Genomic DNA, 25,031 nt, shown 5'->3' on the forward strand with positions numbered 1-25,031 from the left:
GCGGGTACGCTATATCGATATTGCCGAGGTCCCGGACATCCGCTTCTGGGTGAGCCCCGACGTGTTCTTCCTCACTACGGCCTATGCCCTGCACGGGGAGGAGGCCGCCTTCATGGATTTTCTGCGCAGCCTGGTCCGGAACGGGGCGGCCGGGCTGGGGGTCAAGCTGGGGCGTTTCCTGGACAGGCTGCCGGACGAATTTTATGCGTACGCGGACGAGAACGACTTTCCGATCGTCCTGCTGCCCTCGGAGCTTCGCTACTCCCATGCCATTCGTGCCGCCATGGAGGCGATCCTGGCGGATGAGCGGGAGGATCCCTCGTTCGGCGGCATTTTGGACGACTGCCTCGAGGAGGCCCTGTTCGGGGACTCCCCCATGCGCTCGCTCCTCCGCTTCGAGGAGGCGGGCTTTCCCCTGGACACTCGGGTCCAGGTGGTTCTCATCGCTTTTCGGGACGCAGGGGCCGAGATGGGGGTGAGCGCACTCAGGTCCCTGATGCGCGGGGTCGGCCTCTTTGCCGCGGTCCGGACCTCATCCGAGACCATCGTCCTGATGTCCCGTCCCGATGAGGTTTCGGAGGCGCTCTCCAATTCCCTTTCCCTCCTGGCGGGAGGGGCCCGTATTGCCATGGGGGGATTTCATCGGCTCAAGGATTTCAGGAAATCTTATGAGGAGGCGAAATGGGTCCTGGGTCTGTTCGGCCTTCTCGGCCTGGATGGGGGGGCCCATGCGTTCGAGGACATGGAGCTCTTCGTCCCCCTGCTGCGGAACAGCGCCCCCGAAGGAGCGCATCGTTCCGCACGGCTTCTGCTTGCCCCGCTTATGGACTACGATGCCCGGCACGATGCCGAGCTGATCAATACGCTCCATGCCTTTATCCTGTGCGACCGCAATCATAAGGAGACCGCCAGGACGCTGCACCTTCACCGCAATACCCTTCGTTACCGCCTCGGGAAGATCGAATCCCTCCTGCCCCCGGGAAGCCTGAGCGGATTTCCCTTCCTGCGCCTTTCCCTGGCGCTGCTGATCCATCTCTCGAAATGACGCATCTCGAAATGAGGAATTTGGGGGACGCCCCGCCTCAGCGGCTGTAGACCTCCGCGCCGTCGATGAAGGTCTTGACGACGTGCGTCCGGGCGTCCAGAGGGTCCCCGTCCCAGACCGCCAGGTCGGCGTCCTTGCCGGGCTCGATGGACCCCATCCGCTTCTCCAGCCCCAGGTGCTCGGCGGCATACAGGGTCACCGCCCTCAGCGCCTCGTCCGGGGGCAGCCCCGCCTTCACGGCCAAGGAGGCGCAGACGATCTGGTGCTCAATGGGAATGACCGGGTGGTCCGTGATGATGCAGAAGTGGACACCGGCCCTCCAGAGCGTCACGGGCGTATCCCAGGACTTGTTGCGGAGCTCGATCTTGGGTTTCGACGAGAGCGTCGGCCCCACGGCGGCAAAGACCTTTTTCTCCGCCAGCCAGGGCGCGACGAGGTGCCCCTCCGTGCAGTGCTCGATGGTATAGCGCAGGCCGAACTCCTCGGAGATGCGGACCGCCGTCTGGATGTCGTCCAGGCGGTGGCAGTGGACCCGGAACGGCATCGTCCCGTCCAGGACGGAAAGAAGCGCCTCCATACCAAGGTCGCGGTCGAAGGGCTCCCCCTTCTTCGCCGCGGCATCGCGCTTCGCCCCGTAGTTCCGCGCCCTCACGAGGGCGTCGCGCATCAGCCAGGCGTTCCCCATGCGGGTGTTCGGCAGCTTGCCCTTGGCATTGTAGACGCGCACCGGGTTCTCCCCCAGCGCGGCCTTCATCGCGGAGCACGGCAGAACCGCCATCCGCTCCACGATGTCGGGCTTCGTCTTGACCACCATGCCCTGGCCGCCGATGACGTTGCCGCTCCCCGGCAAAGACTGCACGCAGGTCACGCCGCCCGAAAGGGCGTCGGAAAAAGACGTGTCCCCGGGATAGAGGGCGTCGAGAATGCGAAGCTGAGGCAGCACGGGCTCCACCATGTCGTTGGCATCCTGCATGCTCTCGGGGAACCCCTCGTTGTAGGTCCCCATGTGGACGTGGGCATCGATCAGCCCCGGGGTGACGAGACACCCTCCGAGGTCGGCGACATCGGCCCCCGCCGGAACGGGGATATCCTCCCCGACCTGGGCGATGCGGCCTCCCTCCAGGACGACGACGCCCTTCTTCAGACGTTGTCCCGTGCCCGTCCAGACCTCGGCCCCCACGAGATACTTTTTGTCCGTGGAACTCAAGAACTCGCCCCCCTGGTAAGAATCGCATGGTTCTCTCGAAACGGCCTACGCCCTTCGGCCCCCGGCCATCCGAGACCATGCGCGAAATCCATCCCCGCCGGGTATTATAGCGTATCGCTTCGAGCCTCCGTCAAGGGACCCGGAGCACGGGGGATGCGCTATAATGGCCTGGACTCGACGACTCTCCCCTCTTCCCCGGCCGCGAGCGAGGATGGGCGCCCCTGTTTTCCGTCATGACTCTTTGCATTACATTCTCGTTCGGGAGGGAACGCATGACCGTGCCGCCAAAGCCGCCGACAAACCGAGAAGCCGTTTTCCCCCGCCCCTGGACGTCCCTTCTTTCCGGCCGCGCCGACCTCGAGAAGGACAGCCCCATGAGGGCGCTGATCGTCCTGGCCGTGCCCTCGGTGGGACTCTTCCTGTTCAACGGCCTGCTGGGACTGGTGGACACCATCTTCGTCTCCTGGCTGGGCGAGCTGCCCATGGCCGCCATGTCCTTCAACCTGCCCGTCAACCTGTGCGCCTTCGCCACGCTCGAGTGCGTGGGCGGCGGCGCGGCCGCGCTCATGGGACGCCACCTGGGCCGACATGACCCCGATACCGCCCGGCACGTCGCGCGCAGCGCCCTGGCCCTGCTCTATCTCGTCTGCCTCCTGTCCGCACCGATGCTCCTGCCCCCGGTATCGGGCGCCCTGTTCAAGGCGCTCGGGGCCGGAGGGGACCCCGAGCTGCTGCGGCTGTGCTGGCTCTACAACCTGTGGACGCCGCTCATGCTGCCGTTCATCGGCTACACCTACATCGCCAACACCACCGCCCGCGCCCAGGGGGACACCCTGACGCCCTTCAAGGCCATCGCCCTCGCCAACACGGTCAACATGCTCCTCGATCCGCTCTTCATCTTCACGTTCGGCTGGGGCGTATCGGGCGCGGCCTCCGCAACCTGTCTTTCGCGGGTCGTCTCGGTGCTCTACCTCCTGAGGAAGATGCCGCGCATCAGCGCCATCCCCGTGCCGCCTCTCCTCCATCCCAGGACGGAGCTCTGCGCCTGGTGGGGCCCCATCCTCCGGATCGGCGTCCCCATAGCCCTGACGACGGCCAGCGTGGCCATGGGGATGGGCGGGACCAACAGCATCCTGATGAACTACGGGCACCGCGCGGTCTCCGCATGGATGCTGGGCATGAGGGTGGAGGACCTGGCGTTCAACTTCCTCTTCGGCCTCTACATGGCGCTCATCCCCTACGTCGCCTACAACTACGGCAGGCGGGACCTGGACCGCATGACCGCGGGCCTGCGCTCCGCGCTCCTGCTGGGCATGATCCTGATGGGCTCGATCGGCGCGGTCATCTACGTCTGGCCGAGGCTCTTCCTGGGGATCTTCCGCCCCTCGCAGGAGACGACCGAGATGGCCGTCCGGGCCATCAGGGCGTCCGTCCCCTCCTATCCTTGCAGCGTCTTCCTGATCCTCGTCGGCGCGTTCTTCGTCGGCATCGGGCAGTCGCTCTACGGGACGATCGTCCAGATCCTGCGCTCCATCGTCTTCCGCATCTCCGCGGCCCGGCTCTTCTTCCTGTGGTTCGCCCCGCAGCACATCTGGTGGTTCCAGTCCCTCGCGGCCTTCCTCGGCAGCCTGGTGTCCCTGGCGTTCCTGGCCCTGGTCCTGCGGCGCCTGAGGGGGTCGCTGGGTCCGGAGGAGGACGGGACGGGCCCATGACGCCCCTACGCGTATAATAATAGGGTGAAATGATGCCGTCATGAAAAAATCGGGAACGAATTGCCGGCGCCGCGGTGCCGGCGCGTGTTCCGTTCGGATCTGGAGGGATTTCTTTTGTTGAAATGTGGAATCGTCGGCCTACCGCTCTGCGGCAAGTCGACCGTCTTCAACGTGATCACCCGGGCCGGGGCGGAGGTCAAGCCCTACGCCAGCGGCAAGACCGAGCCCAACCGGGCGTTGGTCAGCGTGCCGGACAGGCGCTTCGACAGGCTGGTGGAGATCTTCGCGCCCAAAAAGGCGACGCCCGCGACGGTGGAGTTCGTGGACCTGGCGGGGCTCTCCCGGGACGCCAGCAAGGGCGCGGGGCTGGGGACCTCCTTCCTCTCCTTCGTCTCGGAGTCGGACGCGCTGTTGCACGTCGTTCGGGTCTTCGGGAACCCGAACGTTCCCCACCCGGAGAACTCCATCGACCCCCTGCGCGACTGGAAAATCGTGGAGATGGAGCTGATCTACCGAGATCTGGGCGTCATCGAAAACCGGCTCTCCCGACTGGACGAGAAGGCGGCGAAGAAGAAGACGACCCCCGCGGAGGCCGCGGAGGCCGAGCTTCTGCACGCGCTCCAGGACCACCTGATGGAGGAACGGCCGCTGCGGGAGTACCCCCTGACCGACGAACAGAAAAGGACGCTGTCGGGGTTCGCCTTCCTGACCCTGAAGCCGGAGCTGGTGGTGCTGAACCTGGACGAGGGGCAGACGGGCTCCGTCCCGGCCGCGGACGCCCTGGAGGCGGCCATGGGGGAGAAGGGGCTCCTGACCCTGCGCATCTTCGGGTCCATCGAGATGGACCTGGCGCAGCTGGAGCCGGGGGAACAGGAGGAATTCATGAAGGAGCTGAAGATCGACGAGCCGGGCCGGGACCGCCTGATCCACGAGGCGTACCGCCTGCTGGGGCTCCTGTCGTTCTTCACGAGCGGCGCGGACGAGGTTCGCGCCTGGACGCTGCACGACGGCGACACCGCGGTGGACGCGGCCGGCGCCATCCACTCCGACCTCGCCCGCGGATTCATCCGGGCCCAGGTGGTGGCCTACGACGACTTCGTCTCGTGCGGGGCGACGCTCGCCGCCTGCCGCGACAAGGGCGTCCTGAGGCTCGAGGGAAAGGAGTACCGGGTCCGGGACGGGGACATGATCGAGATACGGTTCAATATCTAGCCGACATTCAGCCGACGCCCACAAACTATTTTTGTTTGAGGGATGAGGATTGGGGTTGTAATCGGGATGGGGAAGCCCTACACTGCTGTTAGAATATACGGGACGCCGCTTCCGCCCCCCGGCCCGAATCGGGCGGCCGGACGTCATCCCGGCGGTGTCCATTGTCCGGACAAGGAGTGTTGAGGCGATCATGAAAAAACGACTGCTCCGGAGGCTCCTCCTGTCGATCTGTCTCCTCGTGGGGACGTGCGCCGCGTACGCCCGGGACGGGGAGGTCACCCTTTATTCGCTCAATCATCTCCAAAGCCGCCTCCTGCCCGTCAAGGCATCGGCGAAGCAGTCGCTTCCCGCCATGGGGGGACTGTCCGCGGCCGCGGGAATCGTGAAAGCGGACATGAGGAAGAGCGTCAACCCCATATTCGCCGCGACCGGAGAGGCCGTCGCGGGGACGATGTGGCGTTATTTCAAGGGCAGGCCCGAGATGACCGCGCTCGAGAAGGCCGGGGTCGCGGTCAACTCGCTCGGCAAGCACGAGTTCGACTACGGCCTGGGGCACCTGAAGGAGGCGCTTTCCGCGACCCACATCCCCATCGTCATCTCGAACCTCGTCACACGGGACCCCGAGCTGCCGGGCACCCTGCAGAAGAACGTCGTGCTGCAGGCGGGCGACATGAAGGTGGGATTTTTCGGGCTCCTCTCCCCCGCTATTATGCGGCTGACCAACCAGCCCGAGGGGGTCTCGTTCGATCCGGATTTCAGCGCCGTGGCCCGGGAGATGGTGGACGATCTGAGGCGGAAGGGCGCCGACGTCATCGTCCTTCTCAGCGGCCTCTACGAGAATGAGAGCGTCGCACTGGCCAAGTCGGTGGCGGGAATACACGTCATCACGGGATGCGGGTCCCCCGTCAGGGAGGCCGACAAACCCATCTTCATCAAGGATCCGGAGGGCGGCAAGACCGTCCTCATATGGAGCGGCGTATGGGGACAATTCGTGGGGCGCCTTGGCATCAGGATCAAGGACGGCAGGCTGGACGCCCGAAGAACCTCGTGGAAGCTGCTTCCCATTCGGGACCGGGCGGCACCCGACCCCGGAGTGCTGGAGGTCGCCCTCGAATACGAGGACAAGCTGGCGCGCGCCCTCAGCCGCGTGATCGGAAACTTCGCACGCCCGATCGACGCCCGGGAGAAAACCCTGCGGACCGGGGAGGCGCCCATCGGGAACTTCATCACCGACAGCATGCGCTTCAAGGCCGGCACGGACGTGGCCCTGATCAACAGCGGAGGGATCCGCGGGGACATCATCTATCCCGCGGGGAAGTTCTCGGAACGGACCCTCGCGGACATGCTGCCCTTCGGGGACCGGATCTTCGTGCTGACCCTGACGGGAAAGGAGCTGCGCAGGGTGCTCGAGATCTCCGCCTCGGCCCTGATCGCGGGCGAAGCGGACGCCTACGACCCCACGAAACGCCTCCACAAGGGCTCGTTCCTTCAGGTATCCGGGCTCAAAGCCGTCTACGACCTCTCCGAGCCCCCCACCGTCATGAAGGACGACCGCGTGCTCACCCTGGGCAGCCGTCTGAAGTCCCTCCTCGTCCTCAAGGACGGCGGATGGAAGGAGGTCGCGGACGACGGGACCTACACCGTGGCCACCACGGGATGGATGGCCAACGGGGACGACGCGGAGAAGTACGGGATTCTGAGGAGCGCCTCCCGTACCGAGACCCCCTATCTCGACACCGACGCCTTTGCCGAATATCTTGCCGTCGGGTGCCGGGGGAAGGCGGACCCCCGGGAGGAAGGGCGCATCACCGTCACGGGGCGCGAAGGGGAGCGGCCTCTTTGAGCTCTCCCGGTACGGCGCATCCTCCAGGAGGCGGCCTTTGAGACGCTACACCCCATGGAAACGTCTTTACAACGCCACCCGGTACTCCCTCAGCGGGCTTCTGCAGGCTTTCAGGCAGGAGCAGGCCTTCGAGTACGAGGCCGTGGTGTTCTTCTTTCTGTGCGCCCTGCTGCTCTGCCTGCGGCTTCCGCTGCCGCATTCCCTGGCCGTGATCGGGGGGTGGATGGCCGTGATGGCCCTCGAGCTGGTCAACAGCGCGGTCGAAAGGGCCTTCGACTTGATCGACAGGGATTATCGCGCCGAGATCAAGGCGGGGAAGGACATGCTCTCCGCAGCCGTGTTCCTTGCGATCGTGTTCAACGTCATTCTCTGGGCGGCGCTGATCTTTCAGCTCCGCATCTGACGCTAGAAAGCAAAGGAGATGTCGCCGATGCCGTTCTACCTTTTGTCCTCGTTCCATCAAAGCGTGATGGAGATATTCAGGCCCCTGCTGAATTGGTTCGATTCCGTCTCCATGCTTCGATCCCTTCAGCCCTACCGGGACTGGCTGCCCTACGCCACCGTAGGGGTGATCCTGCCTCTCCTGCTGTGGCTCTTCCTGTCCATTCTGAGGCAGGTACGGCGAAATTCCCGGAGCGGAAAAAATGTCCGCCCCTCGCCCGCCCCTGCGGGGACGGCGGTTCAGGGCAAGGCCATCGACATCACGACCGATTTTGTGGTCCATGATCCATGGACGGAGCCCTCGCTCGGCGCTCAGGCCGCCCCTGCGCCGCAGCCCGATGTCCCTTTGCGGCCTCAGGAACAAGGGGTTTCGGCCCCGGTCCCGGACAGGACACACTCGTGGATCGCACCCGATTCCGCCGTCGCCGCCAGCCCCATTGTCCTGCCCGCCCCCGCTCCGAGAGCGGCCTCCGGTCCATCCGCCGCGCCGGCTCCCGTTCCGTCCGCTGCGTCGGCTCCCGTTCCGTCCGCTGCGTCGGCTCCCGCTCCATCCGCCGCGCCGGCTCCCGCTCCGTCCGCCGCGCCGGCTCCCGTTCCGTCCGCCGCACCGGCTCCCGCCCCATCCGTCGCGCCGGCCCCCGTTCCGTCCGACGCACCGGCTCCCGCTCCGTCCGCCCAACGACACGAGGCCCCGGAGCCGCCCAGGACCGCCGCCGCGAGCCCCAACACGCCTCCCGAGTCGGAGTTTCAGCGAATCTACATCGACATGTATATCGACCTGGAGCTCACCACGAACTTCAGCGCGTTGAGGACGGATGTCAACTGTATGCTCTCCCGGGGGGTGTCCTCCGAGCCCTTGCTGCCGGAGGGAAGCGCAACTCCCGATGAGTACGTCCTCGCCTGCATCGCCCTCGCCGCGCTGGAGGACCTTCAAACGAAGGAATCCCGCCTCGAATCGGGCGAGCTGAGCCCGCATGGGCAGGAGCTGTGCAAGATCTATGAATATATCCTGAACCGCCTGAAGGGAAACGGGAAACTTTCGGAGGACTCCGCCAGGAAACTGCTTCAGGAGACCCTGGAGAAGGTCCTCGGAACAACCGGGCATCATCAGTAATGGAGAGGGCTTTATGATCAAACTGATGATCTTCGACCACGATATGACGATCGTGGACTCGAGCCACGCCATCCTGGCGGGGCTCAATCTGGTGGCCGAGGCGGTCGGCCGTCCCAGGGCCACCCACGCTCAGGTGATGCGGTACATCGCCATGCCCATGAGGGAGTTCATGATCGGCACCCTGGGCGACTGCCGGCCCGAGTGGCTGGAGCTGTACCGCGACAAGGTCGCGCCGCTCGAACACTCCATGATCCGCCCCTTCCCCGAGACGAGGACGATCCTGCCCCGCCTTCGGGAGATGGGCTTGATCCTGGCCGTCGCCTCGAACCGGAACGCCCCGAGGACGGCCATGGAGAGGAGCGGAACGGCCCATTATTTCGACGCGATCGTCGGCCCCTCGGACCACCTGCCCTACAAGCCCGAGCCCGGGATGCTCCTGAGCCTCATGGATCGTTTCGGAGTCCCCGCGGACCGGACCGTCTACGTCGGGGACTCCGACATCGACGTCAGGACGGCCCTCGCAGCGGGGACACGGGCGATCGGCACGGCGCAGGGCAACTTCACGAAGGAGCAGCTTCTGGAGCTGGGGGCGTGGCGCGCCGTCGGCTCCCTCGACGAGCTGCCCGGGATCGTGGAGGAGGATGGGAGGGAATGACCGCTTGATCTACAGGGACCTCTCGACCAACCCGGGGACGGCGGGCACCCCCCCATCCCCCCCAAGGAATCGTCTGTCGGACGAGTCCAGCCCCTACCTGCTCCAACACGCCGACAACCCCATAGCCTGGTACCCGTGGGGGGACGAGGCATTCGAGGCCGCGCGCAGGGAGGACAAACCCATATTCCTCTCGATCGGCTATTCCTCGTGCCACTGGTGCCACGTCATGGAGCGGGAATGTTTCTCCGACCCCGAGGTGGCGGACCTCATGAACGACGTCTGCGTCGCCGTCAAGGTGGACCGGGAGGAGCGGCCCGATCTGGACGGGCTCTTCATGGACATATGCCACATCCAGAACGGCAACGGAGGCTGGCCCCTGAACCTCTTTCTGACCCCCGAGGGCAGGCCCTTCTTCGCGGCCACGTGGCTGCCCAAGAGGACGACGGGCCGGATGCCGGGGCTGACGGACATCCTGCCGCGCGTCAAGTGGCTGTGGTCCATGCAGCGCGAGGACGTGATCCGAGGGGCCGACAGCCTGGCGGAGACGCTGGCCGCCCACCTGAAGTTCGTCTCGGGGGGCCGGGTGGGCGCCGCATCGGCCCGAAGCGCCCTCAACGAGCTCCAGGGACTCTTCGACCCGCAGTGGGGCGGGTTCGGGTTCGCGCCCAAGTTCCCGGCCGCGCCGCGCCTTCTCTTCCTGCTGGAACAGGCCCGATCGGCCATCAACTCCACGCAGGAGCGCGAGACGCTCCTGGGCATGGCGGACCTGACCCTCCGCCGCATGTGGAGGGGCGGCATCCACGACCATCTGGGCGGCGGGTTCGCGCGCTACGCCACGGACGAGCAGTGGCTCGTTCCCCACTTCGAGAAGATGCTCGCCGATCAGGCCCTGCTGCTCCTGACCGCGGCGCTGGCCCACGAGATCCGTCCCGACCCGTTCTACCGCACCCTGGCGGAGGACATCGTCGGATGCGTGCAGCGGGATTTCACCGCCCCGGAGTCCTGCTTCCGAACGTCCCTCGACGCGGACAGCGAGGAGGGGGAGGGGCGCTACTACCTCTGGACGGAGGAGGAGGTCCTCCGGCTGCTCCCGGAGGGGGACCGCGGCCTGTTCTGCGCCGCCTACGCCGTCCTGCCCGGCGGAAACTTCGGACACGAGATGACGGGAATGCGGACGGGACAGAACATCCTCTACGAGGCCTCGACCGTCACGGAACTGTCGCGGCGCTACGGGATCCGAGCGACCGAGGCGGAGGATCGCCTCGCCCGGGACCGGGCCATCCTTCTGGAGGCCCGCTCGCGGCGGACGCCGCCCGCCGTGGACGACAAGGTGCTCATGGATTGGAACGGCCTCATGATCGGGGCCCTGGCCCGCGCCTCCTCGGCATTCGGGCAGACGGAATGGAGGCTCTCCGCCGAGCGGGCCGCCCTGTTCCTCCAAAAGGCCCTGCCGGACCCCAGGGGCAGCTGGAGGCGGCGGTACCGCGGCGGAGAGGCGGGGATTCCCGCCCTCCCCGGGGACTACGCGGCGCTGCTGTGGGGCGTCATGGAGCTTCACCGCGCCGCGGCGGCCGCCGGGGCACGGAAAAAACAGCTGAGGGACTGGCTGCGCTACGCCGAGTCCCTGACGGGCAAGCTCATGGAGGAGTTCTGGGACCCCGAGGACGGGGGGCTGTTCCTCTCCTCCTCGGACGACCCCAACATCTTTCTGAGGCGCAAGACGGCGAGCGACGACGCGGCCCCCTCGGCCAATGCCCTCGCGGCCATGGGGCTGGCCGAGCTGAGCTCCGCCCTCGGCGAACGAAGCTACATGGAGCGGGCCCGGGAGATCGTCGCCTGTTTCGCCCGGGCCGCCGCGCTGCGCCCCCTGGATCATCTCTCCCTGATCACCGCCTCGGGGATGCTGAGACCGGTCAGGGCGGCGGAGGCGGAGTCCGAAACGGACGAGGGCAGAGAGCCCCCTGCGGAGGCCGCCGAAGCCCAATCCGAGGAGGCCCCCGTATCGGCTGCGGAGCCCCGTGAGGACGAGGGGACGCCTCGCAGCCATCCGGAGCGGTCCCGACGGGATCGGGCGGCGGCGCGGAGCGAACGCCGCCTCTCCCGGACCCGTCGGTCGGGATTGAGGGACAGGTAGATTTCCGGTCGCAAACATAGGGAGATCCAAGACAAGGAGGTTTTGCCATGAGAAGTGTTTTCAGGGTCGCAGGCGGCGCGCTGGTCCTTTGCCTTTCGTGCCTTCTGCTGTCCGGCACGGAGGCCGGAGCGAACTACCGTTTCGACGACCTTTTCGGCCCAAGCGGCGTGGGCGCCCAGTGGATGGTGATCACCGGGGGCATGGACACGGTGGGCGACGCGGCGGCCCAGGTCCCCATGAAGGTCAGCGGGGACATCGTGAGCGACCGCAACTCCGTTGTCATTATGAACGGGCGCACGGAGGAGCCCCTGGGGGACGAGGCCAACCGGGACATCCGCGCGATGTTCCTGGTGCTGACGGGAACCCAGGCCTCGATGAAGGTCGGATTCGACTATTCGGGGCCCGGCGACGCGGTCACGCCGGACGGCCTGGTGGACAACCCCTTCTACTCCACGCGCAAGACCCCGCTGGGGAACGGCGGATACGATTTTCTCTTCGTCAAGAACAGGGAGCAGGGGAAATTCGGCAGCGTGAGGGGCAACTTCGCCTTCCACCAGAACCCCTCGTCCCACTATCCCTCCACCCCGTCCCAGACCCTTCTGGTGCCCTTCGTCATCGCCAACGTCGCGGACGGAACGGCGGAGGCCGAGCCGCTGCTCTTCCGGGCCATCCTGCGCGAGCCCAACTCCGCGGGACTGGGCGACATGACGGCCTACGACAACTTCATGTGGGACGTGACGGACGACAAGACGACGGAGAGCGCCCAGTGGGTGTTCGTCCCCGTCCCCGAGTGGCCCGCACACGACAGGATCGACTACCGTCTGACCACGGAGGTCACGAACCACACGGGCATCCGCTACGCGGTGCAGCGCTACGACAGCTACGCCTGGACGCACCTGGTCCCCACCTACTGGGCCTTCGACCTGCCGCGCTCCCAGAGCTTCAAGGACGTACCGCCCCGATTCCAACTCAACGACATCAGCCATGTCGCGCCAGGCCTCAAGACCGTCTACAACCAGCGCTTCAACGTCAACGAGGGGATGAAGAGGGCGCTGCGGCTCTATCCCGTCGATCCCGCGGCGGGGTTCCGCGAACTGATCCTGAACCACAGGATCATCTTCGGCCTGGACCTCGGGACGGCGTCGGCCCCCGCCGAGGGGCGCGAGCCCAGCATCTGGAAGGCCGCCGCCTTCAACCCCCGCGCCGCCAGCACGGACTTTCTCAAGAACGTCGCCAGGGCGATGGACGCATCGGCCGTGAGGGCGCCCGAGGGACGGACCGTGACCTCCGGCGTCGTCCGCAACACCTACGTGGCCGGGGACGTCATCGCCTCCTTCGCCGTCGACGCGTCCATCCCCGGCTCGGCCCGGAGGGAAGGGGCCGAGGGCCTGCTGCCCCTGCACATTACCTTCAACCTGCCCCGCACGCACCTGCTGGTGGCCCCCAAGTGGGAGGGGCTGCTCGACCAGTGGCACGAGACGGGCGACATCAAGAGCGAATTCGCGCGCAACTTCAGCCTCTACCTGCGCAGCGGGAACGAGAACGACTGGAACCTGATCCAGGAACTGGAGAAACAGGGGTACTACGACAGGCTGGTCAAGATCTTTCTGGACGAGGAACGCGGCGTGATCACGGTGAGCTTCATCGCCATGCTGATGGACGGCACGGGCAGCGGGTCGCGGCCGGCCCTGCGCGTCGTGTCCGACAGGACGCCGACCACGGAGAACGACTTCCTGGTCCTGAGGGACGGGACCTCCGACAACCGCTGGAACCTGACCTTCTACGCCGCCCCGGCGGACTACAAGGAGAACCCGAGCAACCCGACGAATAAGGAGAAGAGCGGCGGCGGGGGCTGCGACAGCCTGGGGCTGGGGATGATGGGCCTTCTGGCCGCGGCGCTGCTGATTCGCAAAGGGAGGTAGAGAGATGAAAAGGTTTTTGATCCCCGGCCTGCTGGCCCTGGCGTGCCTGTCGTTCTGCTCCGGCGCGGAGGCCGATACGACCATCGTCAACAGCTACGCCGAGCTGAGGGACGCCGTGAAGAACCCGGTCAGCCTGGACATCCGGCTTGGCTCGGACATCGCGATTACCTCGGCGATCCCCGTATCGCTGGACGCCAAGATAGACGGAGCCGGGAAAAAGCTGACCGCGGGCGGGGCCTTCCGGCACTTCGAGGTTCAGAGCGCCGCAGGCAACGGCCCCACCTTCAAGGGCGTCACGTTCGAGGGAGGAGGCAATGGAGGCGGCGTCTCCGTCGCATCGGGCGGCAAGGCGACGTTCGAGGGCGGCACATTCCGGAACAACCGGTCCACGGGCAACGGCGGGGCCCTCAGCGTCTCCGGCGCGGTCACGCTCTCCGGAACGGTGGCCTTCGACCATAACTCCGCGGCGGACAGCGGCGGGGCCGTCTACCTGGACGGGGCGGACGTGGAGTTCCCCGCGGGCGTCCGCTTCGAGAACAACACGGCCAAGAACGGCGGGGCCGTGGCCCTGAGCGGCTCCTCGGGATCCCGAGCCACCTTCAACGGCAATGCGTTCTCCGCAAACCGTGCGACGGAAAACGGCGGGGCCCTCCATATCCCCGGCAGCGCAGCGGTCGTCTTCAACGCGGACCAGGAATTCGGCGGCAACAGCGCGGCCGACGGCGGCGCCATTTGGACGGCATCCCTCGCCTTCGCCTCAGGCAGGACCCTGACCTTCACGGGGAACACGGCTACGGGCAAGGGCGGCGCGCTCTACGTTGAAGGCACGGCGACGCTGACGGACAAGTTCGTCTTCAGGACCAACGGCGCGGCCCAGGGGGGCGCCGTCTTCGCAGCGTCCGACCTCACCGTCGCCGGAGGGAGCTTCGCCGGAAATACGGCGTCCGAGTCCGGCGGGGCCATCTGCGCGGCCGGGACGGCTATGGTCACGGGCGGGGCCTTCGAGGCCGGCAACAAGGCCGAGGGAACCGGACCGGACGACGGCGGCGGGGCCATCTGGGCCAAGGAGATCAAGGTCGAGCCGTCCGGGAGCGACCCCATCGTATTCGCGGGCCAGGTCGCCCGAAAGGACGGGGGCGCCCTGTTCAGCAAGACCTCCCTTTCCGCCAAGAACACGCTGTTCACCGACAACAAGGCGATGACGGGCAGCGGAGGGGCCGTGATGGCCAATTCGGGGGTCACGCTGGAGCATACCGCCTTCCGGGACAACTCCGCCGCCGGGAGGGGGGGCGCCGTCTTCGCGGGGGACTCCTCCGGGATCGCCTCCAGCCTCTTCCAGAGGAACGCCTCTCAGGGCGACGGCGGCGCGTTTATCCTCGACAAGACGACGGCGACCTTCCAGATGTCCGCCACCCTCATGGAGGGGAACACCGCGGGCGGCATCGCCCGGTCGGGCCAGGGCGGCGCGCTCTTCCTGAAGCTGAAGAAGGCGGAGATCGGGCGCTCCACCTTTGCGGGGAACCTGAGCCAGAGCCCGAACGAGGCCCAGGGCGGCGCCGTCCGCATCTCGGTAGCGGAGCTCTCCGACATCAGCAACGGCACCTTTGCCGGAAACAGCACGAAGGGAGACGCGAAGAGCCTCGGCGGGGCCCTGTTCCTGGACGGGCCCTTCACCGTCAGAAACTGCACCCTCGCCCTCGAGAACGCCACGACGGGCGCCGGGGAGTGCCGGGGCGGCGGGATCTTTCTGAATAACGGGAACCTGACGCTTGCCGGCAGCATCGTCGTCGGCAACAAGTCCGACTTCGGCGCGGACATCTACAGGGGCGGCGGGATCATCTCCACGGGCGGCTACAACCGCATCGCCAGGTTCGGCGTCCAGGGCTCCAGCGCCGGCGACACGTCCTGGGCGAACCCCTCCGTGAACGGGGACACCGAGACGGACCGTCAGCAGGAGGGCTGGACCTCCGCCACGTTCTTCGGTTCCAACGGCCTTGCGGACAACTCCGGCCCCACCGTCGGCACGGGGTCGGCATCCGGCACACTCCGGACGATCGCCTTGAACGAGGCGGACGCCCTCGCGGCGGACAGCAGGGCCATGGACGCCATCCCCTCCCACCTGCCGAGCTTCCCGGCCGAGGACGCGAGGGGCGTCGCCCGTCCTCAGCCGACGAACGGCAAAAAGGACATCGGGGCCGTCGAGGAGAAACAGGGCGGAGGCAACGACCCCGGCGCCGACCCATCCCTTACGATCAAATCCGTTCGGATGAGCGGCATCCCCAACACCCTGACCCGGGTCGGCCAGACCGCAACCCTCACCGCGACGGTCGTCTACGCGAACGGGACGACCTCGAGCTCCGAAAAGGTCACATGGTCCAGCAGCAATCCCGGCGTGGCGCGCATCGACGCCTTCGGCAACCTCTACGCCTGTTCCATGGGCAGGACCGTCATCAGCGTCGCGGTGAACCGGCAGAAAACCGTCGCGGACTCCGCGGACCTCACCGTCCGGGAGGAGATGAGCTACACTAACGTCCACCCCGAGATCTGGAAGATGCTGGGCGAGTTCAACGACCTGCTGAGCGCGCAGGGCGCAGGCCTCACCATTGCGGACTCCGACCCGGCGAGGGTGAAGGCCTCCGCCTTCCAAAAGGCGTTCCGCGACGCCTGGGGGACCTCCGCCGTCCAGGTGACGGAGCTGAAGTCCAGGACCGCCATCCGCTTCAAGACGGGGCAGCTCCCCTCCGCGCAGGGCTGGAGCACCTCCAGGCCCACGATCGACGTCTCCCTCGGCGGGCGCAGAAAGGGCGACCTGCTGCCTCTGAGGTACCGATGGAGCCTGTCCTGGGATGAGCTGAGCACGCTGATGGGGCGCAAGGTGACGAAGGTCGAGCCCCAGGAGCTCCTCGACGTCCTGAAGCCGGCCTTCATCTCCGCGGGCGGGGAGGCCTATACGGTCGTGGGAACCGACGGTGCGGCCGCATCTCAGTCCATCTCCTCGGGCGCGCTGAAAGTGACGAGCGGCAACAATGGGGCGACCCTGGAGCTGACCGCCTTCGTGGCGGACGCCACGGGCCCGGCCGCCTCGCCGGCAAAGACCGGGACGCGGATCGTCGAGGGGCTCCTGGTGGTCCCGGACGGCGTTGCCGACGGGACGATCTCGGGCGCCATGGGCCTGCTCCAGAAAGCGAAGAGCGGCGGCGGGAACAAGGGCGAGGGCGGCGGCGGTGGATGCGACGCGGGAGTCAGCGGACTTGCGTTGATTTTCGCAGCCGCCCTCCTTCGAAGGAAGAGGGGATAGCCTCCAACTTTCGCAGCCAGTCCCTTAAGCAGACGACCGGCCCCCTGTGGCCGCAGGCCACAGAGACCGTGTCGGTACGGCAAGCCGTAAACCTTCGGTCCGCTTTATGCCGAACGGCAACACAGTTGTTGCTGTTCGGCGCAGCAGACGACCAGCTCTGGTAAAGCCCCTAAGCGATTCGCACAGCTCGTTCCTCGCTGGCTCTCTGCTTATCCGCGGGCGCAGGCCGCAGATGCCGTATCGACGCCGGCAGGCTCGAAAAATGCAAATCCAAGATGTGCGTTTGGGTCAAAGCCCCACGTTTATTCCGGGGAAGCGCTGAAGATTTTTACCTCTTTTGCCCAGAGATGTTTTGCATATTGATCCTTGGCAAAGCGTGCGTTTTTGTCTCAAGTCAGCGCTTCCCCGGATATCAGACCAGGACCTTGCCGTCCCTCACCAGGACCCGTCCGTCCAGAGACAGCTCGGGCCTCGTGATGATCCCATCCACATGGATCCCCGCGGCAACGGTCCCTCCAAAGGTGTCGTTGCTCCCCAGGGCGATATGGACCGTCCCGTAGATCTTCTCGTCCTCCAGGATCACCCCGGTCACCCGCGCCTTGTCGTTGGTGCCGATCCCGAGCTCGGCCAGGTTTCCGGCCACGGGGTTCCCGCCCAGCATCGCCATCAGCCGTTCGGCGTCCGCACCCTCCGCCCGGACCATGAGTCCCTTTTCAAACGTCAGCTTGAGAGGTTCCCTGAGGATGCCCAGCCCGGCAAAGGAACCGTCGATGACGGCCTCCCCTTCCGCCGTCCCCTCGATGGGAGCGATGTAGGCCTCCCCCGTCGGAAGGTTGCCCGACTCCCCTTTGTCCCGGTAGATTCCTCCGCTGACGATCCCTCTACGCCCCTCGAGGGACATCGTCAGTACGCACCCTCCCGAACGCAGCTCGGCGGTTCCGGCCGCATCGAGACAGGCCGCCACCTTTCGCGTCAGCTCCATGACCACGTTGTAGTCCGCCGTGACCGGGCCGTTGAAGAACATGTCCTCCGTAATCTTCGGCATGGTCGCCACGCGGGCTCCCGCCTTGCAGGCGCTCTTCCTGGCCTGAGTGTGGGTCAGGGAGGTCGCCGTGGCCGCGACCACCACATCGGAGGCCGCCATGGCCCCGGATACGACGGGGAACGGCTCCTCTCCGTTCCGGCTCAGCACCGGCATCCTCAGAGCCACGGCCTGCGCGCCCAACGCGACGCCGGCCTCAAAAAGGCTCTCCCCTATCCGCAGCGTGGTCTCGTCATAGAGGACCAGCAAGGTCTCTCCGGGTTTCAGCCCCATGTTCTCCCTCAAGAGCTGCCTGGAAACCTCCGTCAACTCCATCAAAACGGCCTCCTTCGAACGATGCCGGGGCTTATCCGATGAGTTCCCGGACGACGCGGGCGGCCATTCCCCGCCCCGAGACCGCGGGCGCCCCGGCGACCGCCCCCGCCGCCCTCCTCATGGACTCGGAATAACCGATGCAGTCCAGGATCAGAAGCTCCGCCCCCCATTCCCCGAGTTCGCGCGACGCCCTCTCGACGGCCGCCTCCGCATCGACATACGGCGAGGCGGGGACGGACTTCACGGCCCCTCCAAGCTGACGCCACCGCTCCTCGGATTGAGGAACCTGATCCGCCGAGGGGGTGAGGATGCCCAGCCGTTTCCCCTCCGCCACCGCACGGACGACATGGAACAGGACCCTCTGAGGCCGAACCAGCAGGCCGCCCTCCGGGAACTCGGGGAACTCTCCGGTGCAGAGCAGGAGCACCAGGGGAACCCCCGCGTCGAAGTGCTCCTTTATTTTCGCGGCGACCCTCGGCGTGATGTGGCGCTCGGCGACCTGAACGGACGATCCGTCCGCCAGCCGCGTCACCAGGACATAATCGCCGTGCTGCGGCGCCAGACCGGCAATTTCCGCGCGCGACAGCCCGTCGAGGGCCCCGGCCTCCCGTACCGTCACGTCCCCCAGAATCGCGGAGAGCTCCGGGATCACATCCGTGCGCGGGGTCTGGCCGATCGTCACCGTCCCGACAACGTGTTTCATCGAATCCGACCTCCTCTGAATCCATCCACCCATCCCGGCACGTCCTCCGGGAAGGTCAGATCTTTTTTCCCGGGGTCTGCAGGTGGTTCATAGGTCCGTACAGGCCGAGGATCCGTTCGAACTCCTCAGGGTCGTAGAAACGCAGCTTCCCCTCCCCGAAGGCTTTGCCGACCTCGATGACGAATCGCACCGTCGACTCGATGTCCGAGACCTGAGAGGCGCCCGTGGCACACCCCGGGACCGCGGTCTCCGCCGTCAGGGCCACGCCCACGACCGGAGCGCGGGTTGCCGTGCAGGGCTGCAGGATGCTGTTCAGATGATAGAGCTCGTTGCCGTAGGGGGTGATGTCCTGGGTCGTAATCGGGAAGACCTGCGGCATCCTGCCCGTGACATAACTCATGATATCGAGCAGATCCTCGCTGACCCGCAGGATGTAGCCCTCCTTGACCGTGGGAGAGATGGCGAAACCGCGGTGATTGACAACCCTGTTGCCCCGTGTCGTATCGATCGAGAGCACCGCGTCGAGGTCCGGATGCATCTCCTCCGCGTTGGCAATCTGCATGTTGATGGGGGAATCCATGAAGGGGACGGGGTCGTGCGGACTCGTGGGCGCATCGGGACAGATATGGGTGGAGACGAAGACATCCCCATCCAGAACATCCCCCAGCTTCGCCATCCTCCCCAGCTTCAGGGCCACCGCAACGGCGGCCACGGCCCCATCCGCGTCGGATACCAGGCCCACCTTCTCCGGACGGGCTCCGACCCCGCCCAGGCGTCCAACGATCCCCAGGGTCGGAGCCGTACCGCCGCCGTGCTTCCCCTTCTTACCATGAAACCAGACCTTGACGAAATCCGTATGTCCCTTGGGCCCCTCGACCGTCCTGACCTCGATCGTCCGGGCCTCACACCCCACATCGATCAGGGCGTTCCGCACGGCCTCCCCGGACGCCGAAGGGCTGTCCAGCAGCTCATAAGACTCCATCACATATTTTATGGACATCGTCCGCCTCCATTGGATAAGTTATAAAATGGGCTTCCCCACAATGGGCTCGACGGCACGAAGCAGTTCCCCGCACCGCATGCCCTCGCCCAGAATCAGCCGCTCCGCGGGGACATGAATGACGAACACGCGGTCCCCCTCACGCAGTTCCGCAGTCGTTACAGGCAGGCCGGAGTCCTCTCGCAGCGTCATGATCAGGTCCGGAAAGGTTCCAAGGCGTTTTCTGCAAAGCTCCAGGGTCATGTACTCGTTCCAGAATGTCATCTCACAAGGCCCAAGGAGTACCCGGCCGACGTCGAACCCTCCGCGGGTCTCCAGAACGATCTCGGAGACCTCGGAACGAAGGACCACCGAGCCACCGAGAAAGTCGACTATCGAGCGGACAACAACCTCTCCTCCCCCCGACTGCGAATCCAGCATGTGCATGCCCAATGCAATAGCCTGCCTCAGGGCCCCCGGTGCTCCGAATTTTCCGGCGTAAGAGGCCTTGACGGGGTTACGGGCTACAGCCACGAGCCCGCCGGCCCGGTCGGCCGCATGACGCACCACGGAGGCGGCAAGCTCGATTCCCCCCGAGACGAAGACCTCGAGATACAGGCCCTTCTCCGAATCTCCTCCCACGGCGGCCTGACGGGACACGTAATGGGGATCCCGATGCAGCCCCATCGAGCCCATAACCCCCGTAGGATGAGCTCTGCCGTTACACGGAGCATCCACAACGGGAAGCCCCATCAGCGCCGCGGAGATCCAACCGTTCGTTATGGAGCTTCCGCCGCATTCGTTTGGGATGAATCCGCTAAGCTGCGGGCAGCCATTCTCCGACAGCAGCTCCATGGCCCGGACATAATCCTTCGGAAGAGCCTGAGCCTCCTTCGAAGCGGGAGCCCCGACCGCAGAACCCGTAACCAAAGTCGCATCCGGCTCCACATCGCCCACGTCCAAAAGACGTACTTCCCCCAGGGACAGAGCCGCCTCCGCATTTATCCGCCCCCTCTGCAGGCTTCCTCCACCGCCGCCGCCCAAAACCGCACCGCCCAACAGCGCGGCCTCTGCAGTCTCCCGAGAAAGAACCGTAGCGGACATCATTCACACCTCATCGACAAAGACAGGGCAAAGCACCCCCCCGCTCCAGGCCAACGGGGCTCCCGCCGCGAAATCCGCATCGATCTACCCTCCGAAGCTCCGGACCAGGGCATTGATAAAACCATAAATCCCATCTCCCGCAACGAACCCGCCGCCATAGATCTCGAGCTCCGATTTGAACTTCCTCTCCAGGGGCCACCGGATCAGCAATGCAACGAGCAGGCCCACACCGTATACGGGATTGTTGATCAGGAGTCCGGTGGCAAACAGGATTCCCAACGCTCTCCCGGCGCCTCCGAGGAACTGCAGCAAACCACCAAAAAACGCGGCGCAAAGCAGCTGCCTGAGAATGTCCTCGCTGAGCCCCGCCTTGATGGTCGCGGCGAACACCTTGCTTACGGGAGGGATCATGTTCAGGCGGAAATGCAGATTCATCAGGAGCCCCGTGACCACAAGAGCGATGACTCCACCCAAGAGCTCCGCGATCATCTGCTGCCGACGGCCATCCATCTCGTAAAGCGGATCGGCCCCACGCCCCCGTACGATCCACCCCGTCTTGAGGTCATAGCCCATATCCGCAAAGCAGGGGCCGGTACTGGCAACATAGCCGGTCAGCAAGGCCAGGGCATGAGGCGGAAACCCCATGAAAATCCCCAGGCTCAAAAAGATGATCGAGACGGCGAAGCCCGGGAACCATCCGGAGTGCATGGCGGAGAGCCCTACAAGCACCGGGGCCACAGAGGCCGAGAAGGCACACCATACAATCCAGAGGACGAGTTTTTCCGACGGCATTTCGCCCCAAAGGCCTCCCAGCACCGCTAAGAGCACGGCGCCCACGGCAAAAAGAAGGATGTGAAGCACCAGGGTCCGCTTCAGGGCCACAGGAGAAACCGAGTATGTCTCCTCAGGATCGGGGCGCTTGCCGCCTCGGGGGCTGGCGAAGATGATCCGCAGGGCCTGAACAAGGGAAACGAGCCCGGCTCCAATCATGAAACCATGGGGAATGTAGGTTTTTCCCAGATCTGCGGGGAGGCTGTCCATGCCGAAGAACGGTGCGGCAGATTCCAGGAAGGGCGCGAGGTGGGAAAAATATCCTCGCACGATCAGTCCGAGCGCCAGGGCGATCATTGCGAAGACATTGGCGATGAAGGCGATGCCGATGCCGGCCATAGGCAACCCCTTGATCCCCAGGGAGGGGAAGGAAAAGAGCTGACTGCTGCCCAGAGCTCCAAGGAGGATTCCAAACAGGAGGCTGCGCCCTTTTTTTCCTCCCTCGTCCCCGGCGATCAGGGCCTGGGCCGTCGCGATGCCGGGAGGCCAGGATCCCGTCGCCGGGAAGAGCTCGGAGTCGAAGGTCCGATAGACCAGATGCATCCCGATCAAGGTCGCGATGCCCGACCCCAGCAGCATGGGGTACAGCAGCTTGAGATCCCCGTAGGAGTAAAAGATGGAGACCGCAAGCAACGTGCAGTTAGCTGCAGCGAACCCTGCCGCGGAGGTCATGGTCTGCACGAGGTTCTGACGATCCAGAGAACGAAATTTTCTCATCCCCTCCATGGGGATCCGGGCCAGCATCATGGCGATCAGAGCGCCAATGATCGAGGTATTCGGCGTAAAACCAATCCTGGAGATGATCTGCATGCAGATTATCGCCGAGGCCGCCGAAACGAGAACGCTCAGAATAAATGTGTTTCCCTCCAATGCCTTGATGTGCGGGCTCCCCTTGATCCTGTTTTCCACGACACTATCTCCTTTCTCTCCCCAGACTCCAATTCAGGGGTTTCCGCAAATACGGATCGAACGGTCCCAAGTTATAGGGCAGCGTGAAAGAGCGCGTGCTTCCCCCCTCGTCTCGGTAAGGCGGCGGAGCGAGTCGAAGGTGTTCCGCATGGAAGCGCCGCGCGCGGAAAGCACTGTCCGATGGTGGCGGGAGCGGACTTGAAATCTCTTCCGCGGCAATCCTCCGGGTTTGAGACCGAAGGATGCCTCACTTCAGCAGTTCCCCGTAAATATGGGGCTTTCTGTCCCGAAGATATGGGATCTCGGTCCTGAAGCGCTCCACGTCCATCAGATCGATTTCAAAGACATCGACGGATTCTCTATCCATGGGAAGCTCCCTCAAAACTCTGCCTCTGGGGTTGCAGATTTTGCTTTTTCCAAAAAGCTCCAGGTCCCCTTCATGTCCGAATCTGTTAACTCCGACGACGAACAGCAGATTTTCCAATGCTCTTTGAGAAAGATTCAGATCCCACATATCTACATCCTGTATTCGCCAGGCGGCCGGGCAAAAGACGATCTCCGCCCCCTGCAGAGCCAGGCTTCTGCAGGACTCGGGAAACCCTGCATCGTAGCAAATCATGATGCCGATTCTGGTCGACCTGTCCTGCAATTTTATGTCGAACACGGGATAAGCATTGCCTTCCCTGTAATAAAGGCGTTCCAGCGCCCATAGGTGGGACTTGTCGAAATACCCGGTCAATGCACCATTCTGGTCGAAAAGGAGGGCGGAATTCGTAAGGATTCCCTCCATTTCCGTCTTACGTCCTGCTGGCGCGATCAAATATACGCGATTATCCTTTGCGGCGGCGGCCATTTCCGCAACTATGTATTCGTAATGGGCGCAGCCGAGAGATACCGTTTTTTCCGCCAACAAAGAAAGGTTATAGCCCGTTGCGAAGAGTTCCGGCAGACAGACGATATCCGCACCCTGCGCAGCGGCAGAACCGATCAGCTCCCGGGCATGCACGATGTTGGAATGGACATCGCCCAAGTTTCCCTCAAACTGAACCATGCCGATCCTGATCTTTTTATCCAAGGGTCATCCCTCCATGGAAGAAAATTTTTTCCGGCTACTGCACGAGAGAATGTAATGAACGACGCCGGCCACGACAATCCCGTTGATGGGCGGCAAGCCGAAGGAGCAGGAGGAGGAAACCCAGGACACCAGGGCGCCCGCAAGCCAGGAAAGGACCGCGGTCCAACGAATCCCATCCGACAGGACCAAGCGTCTGTGATTGAGGCCATAATAATCCGCCCACATCACACCGGCGATAGGCGGCACCAGCATGCTCAGAAAACTCAAAAAGGCAATGAACTTGAAGATGATTCCCGAGGCCGCTATGGCAGTCCCGATCAGTCCCGCGATCATTGTCAGCGTCACACGGCGGAAAGACGGAAAGAGAGTTTTCAAGGCCAATCCTCCGGAATAGGCATTGGAGAGGTTCGTCGACCAGGCCGCCAACAGCAGGATCAAAAAAGCTATGCTCGAGAAGCCCTGTTTCGCCAGAACCTCCGTGATATCCCAGGAGGGAGCGTTCATTGCGATCATCCCCGCCGCAACCTGCTGGAATATGGAGATGAGGGCGAAGCCTATCAGGCCGATATAGAAAATATCCTTGATTCCTCGAGTATAACGCAGGTAGTCAGGGGAGATGACGGCTCCCACGATTATCAGGCCAACGACGCTGTTGATTCCATCCGTTATGGAGATCGGCTTGCTCGGGGTATAGGTCCAGAGTGCTTCCCAATTCCCTCCCGCAACAATTTGCGAAACCCCCCAGATCATCAGCAGGATCAGCGGAGGAACGGCGATATAATTGAATAGGGCCATTGTATTGAATCCCATGGCCGCAAAAAGCATCATGAGGATGCCCAAAACCACGACAACCAGGGTGAGGTTCAGGCTGGGAAAGATTTTCTGAAGGGAAAGGCCGGCCACCCCGGCCTGGATTCCAAACCACCCAAAACTGGTGATGCCCAAGATCAGGGCAATGATCATCTGCCCTCCTTTTTTTCCGAAGGCCCTCTGGGCCAATACATAGGTATTCATGCCTTCCCTGCATCCCATATAACCCTGCAGGCATAAAATCAGAACCAGGAGAAGGTTTCCCGCAATGGAAACGCCAATCAAGTCCCTCAGGGACAACCCCGCGATCAAAGCCCCTCCCACCATCAATTCCGAAATGGCCACGTTGCATCCCAGGATATTGAACAATGGAGCCTTCCAACCGGTACGTTCATCTTTCGGAATCGGATTGAGAATGAGCTCCTCCCTCTCTGACATCGAAATCCCTCCTTGGTTCGTTTCCTTCCTGGAGCGAGAACGTTATATTACTTCAAGAGATCGAAAACAAGGGATAATCTTCCACTCCTCGAAAGCACAAAGACACGCTCCAAGAGTTAGCCCTGGAGCACAAAGGAAATTCGAGATCAAATTCGGGATTATGCCGATGGACAACCCGGTTAACACCCGAAAGGCCAAGGACGAGCCGCCGAGCATCTGGGGCTGGAGAAGCGGATGGGGTC

At 64.4% G+C, this 25,031-nt stretch carries 19 protein-coding genes; 11 read left to right on the forward strand and 8 right to left on the reverse strand.

Annotated features, from left to right (window positions below):
• A partial coding sequence (locus Q0176_RS01930; protein WP_299298659.1) for a PucR family transcriptional regulator occupies positions 1 to 1,045 on the forward strand: 1,045 nt, incomplete at its 5' end.
• Between the two features lie 37 nt (positions 1,046 to 1,082).
• Here the strand turns inward: Q0176_RS01930 and Q0176_RS01935 are convergent.
• Positions 1,083 to 2,252: an amidohydrolase gene (locus tag Q0176_RS01935; RefSeq protein WP_299298661.1), complete on the reverse strand. Its 1,170-nt coding sequence runs from the start codon at positions 2,250 to 2,252 to the stop codon at positions 1,083 to 1,085.
• Positions 2,253 to 2,626: 374 nt separating this feature from the next.
• On the opposite strand from Q0176_RS01935, the gene Q0176_RS01940 reads away from it, so the two are divergent.
• From Q0176_RS01940 to Q0176_RS01980, 9 genes are all read left to right on the forward strand, one after another.
• On the forward strand, positions 2,627 to 3,964 hold the full coding sequence (locus Q0176_RS01940) for an MATE family efflux transporter (protein ID WP_299298663.1): 1,338 nt from the start codon (positions 2,627 to 2,629) through the stop codon (positions 3,962 to 3,964).
• Between the two features lie 114 nt (positions 3,965 to 4,078).
• Positions 4,079 to 5,176 carry a redox-regulated ATPase YchF gene (ychF, locus tag Q0176_RS01945; protein ID WP_299298665.1) on the forward strand — a complete coding sequence of 366 codons (1,098 nt, stop codon included), beginning with the start codon at positions 4,079 to 4,081 and terminating at the stop codon, positions 5,174 to 5,176.
• A 190-nt stretch (positions 5,177 to 5,366) separates the two neighbouring features.
• Complete coding sequence (locus Q0176_RS01950; protein ID WP_299298667.1) at positions 5,367 to 7,019, forward strand: 5'-nucleotidase C-terminal domain-containing protein; 1,653 nt, start codon at positions 5,367 to 5,369, stop codon at positions 7,017 to 7,019.
• A 37-nt stretch (positions 7,020 to 7,056) separates the two neighbouring features.
• On the forward strand, positions 7,057 to 7,422 hold the full coding sequence (locus Q0176_RS01955; protein WP_299298669.1) for a diacylglycerol kinase: 366 nt from the start codon (positions 7,057 to 7,059) through the stop codon (positions 7,420 to 7,422).
• Positions 7,423 to 7,449: 27 nt separating this feature from the next.
• Entirely contained in the window at positions 7,450 to 8,574 is a 1,125-nt protein-coding gene (locus Q0176_RS01960; RefSeq protein WP_299298671.1) for a hypothetical protein, read from the forward strand.
• A 13-nt stretch (positions 8,575 to 8,587) separates the two neighbouring features.
• Positions 8,588 to 9,229 carry an HAD family hydrolase gene (locus Q0176_RS01965; protein WP_299298673.1) on the forward strand — a complete coding sequence of 214 codons (642 nt, stop codon included), beginning with the start codon at positions 8,588 to 8,590 and terminating at the stop codon, positions 9,227 to 9,229.
• A 4-nt stretch (positions 9,230 to 9,233) separates the two neighbouring features.
• The gene (locus Q0176_RS01970) at positions 9,234 to 11,363 is read left to right on the forward strand and encodes a thioredoxin domain-containing protein (RefSeq protein ID WP_299298675.1); all 2,130 of its coding nucleotides are present in this window, start codon (positions 9,234 to 9,236) and stop codon (positions 11,361 to 11,363) included.
• Between the two features lie 47 nt (positions 11,364 to 11,410).
• Entirely contained in the window at positions 11,411 to 13,285 is a 1,875-nt protein-coding gene (locus tag Q0176_RS01975) for a hypothetical protein (RefSeq protein ID WP_299298677.1), read from the forward strand.
• Positions 13,286 to 13,289: 4 nt separating this feature from the next.
• On the forward strand, positions 13,290 to 16,583 hold the full coding sequence (locus tag Q0176_RS01980) for a right-handed parallel beta-helix repeat-containing protein (protein WP_299298679.1): 3,294 nt from the start codon (positions 13,290 to 13,292) through the stop codon (positions 16,581 to 16,583).
• 412 nt (positions 16,584 to 16,995) lie between these two features.
• Here the strand turns inward: Q0176_RS01980 and Q0176_RS01985 are convergent, their stop codons facing one another.
• The 7 genes from Q0176_RS01985 to Q0176_RS02015 form a co-directional block, all read right to left on the reverse strand.
• Complete coding sequence (locus tag Q0176_RS01985; RefSeq protein WP_299298681.1) at positions 16,996 to 17,940, reverse strand: aminopeptidase; 945 nt, start codon at positions 17,938 to 17,940, stop codon at positions 16,996 to 16,998.
• A gap of 31 nt (positions 17,941 to 17,971) precedes the next feature.
• Positions 17,972 to 18,643 (reverse strand): AroM family protein, encoded by a 672-nt coding sequence (locus Q0176_RS01990; protein WP_299298683.1) that lies wholly within the window; start codon positions 18,641 to 18,643, stop codon positions 17,972 to 17,974.
• Between the two features lie 55 nt (positions 18,644 to 18,698).
• The gene (locus Q0176_RS01995; RefSeq protein WP_299298685.1) at positions 18,699 to 19,643 is read right to left on the reverse strand and encodes a DUF1177 domain-containing protein; all 945 of its coding nucleotides are present in this window, start codon (positions 19,641 to 19,643) and stop codon (positions 18,699 to 18,701) included.
• A gap of 21 nt (positions 19,644 to 19,664) precedes the next feature.
• Positions 19,665 to 20,726, reverse strand: coding sequence for a DUF917 family protein (locus tag Q0176_RS02000; RefSeq protein WP_299298688.1), 1,062 nt, complete (start codon positions 20,724 to 20,726; stop codon positions 19,665 to 19,667).
• 84 nt (positions 20,727 to 20,810) lie between these two features.
• A complete protein-coding gene (locus tag Q0176_RS02005) occupies positions 20,811 to 22,466 on the reverse strand; it encodes an OPT/YSL family transporter (protein WP_299298691.1) in 1,656 nt (551 codons plus the stop codon).
• A 247-nt stretch (positions 22,467 to 22,713) separates the two neighbouring features.
• The gene (locus tag Q0176_RS02010) at positions 22,714 to 23,541 is read right to left on the reverse strand and encodes a nitrilase-related carbon-nitrogen hydrolase (RefSeq protein ID WP_299298694.1); all 828 of its coding nucleotides are present in this window, start codon (positions 23,539 to 23,541) and stop codon (positions 22,714 to 22,716) included.
• Positions 23,542 to 23,544: 3 nt separating this feature from the next.
• A complete protein-coding gene (locus Q0176_RS02015) occupies positions 23,545 to 24,720 on the reverse strand; it encodes a cytosine permease (protein ID WP_299298697.1) in 1,176 nt (391 codons plus the stop codon).
• On the opposite strand from Q0176_RS02015, the gene Q0176_RS02020 reads away from it, so the two are divergent.
• The coding region (locus Q0176_RS02020; RefSeq protein ID WP_299298700.1) for a hypothetical protein at positions 24,620 to 25,031 on the forward strand (412 nt) is incomplete at its 3' end. The two genes, Q0176_RS02015 and Q0176_RS02020, sit on opposite strands and share 101 nt — an antisense overlap.

This window comes from uncultured Fretibacterium sp. (assembly GCF_938040765.1).
Taxonomy (GTDB): Bacteria; Synergistota; Synergistia; order Synergistales; family Aminobacteriaceae; genus CAJPSE01.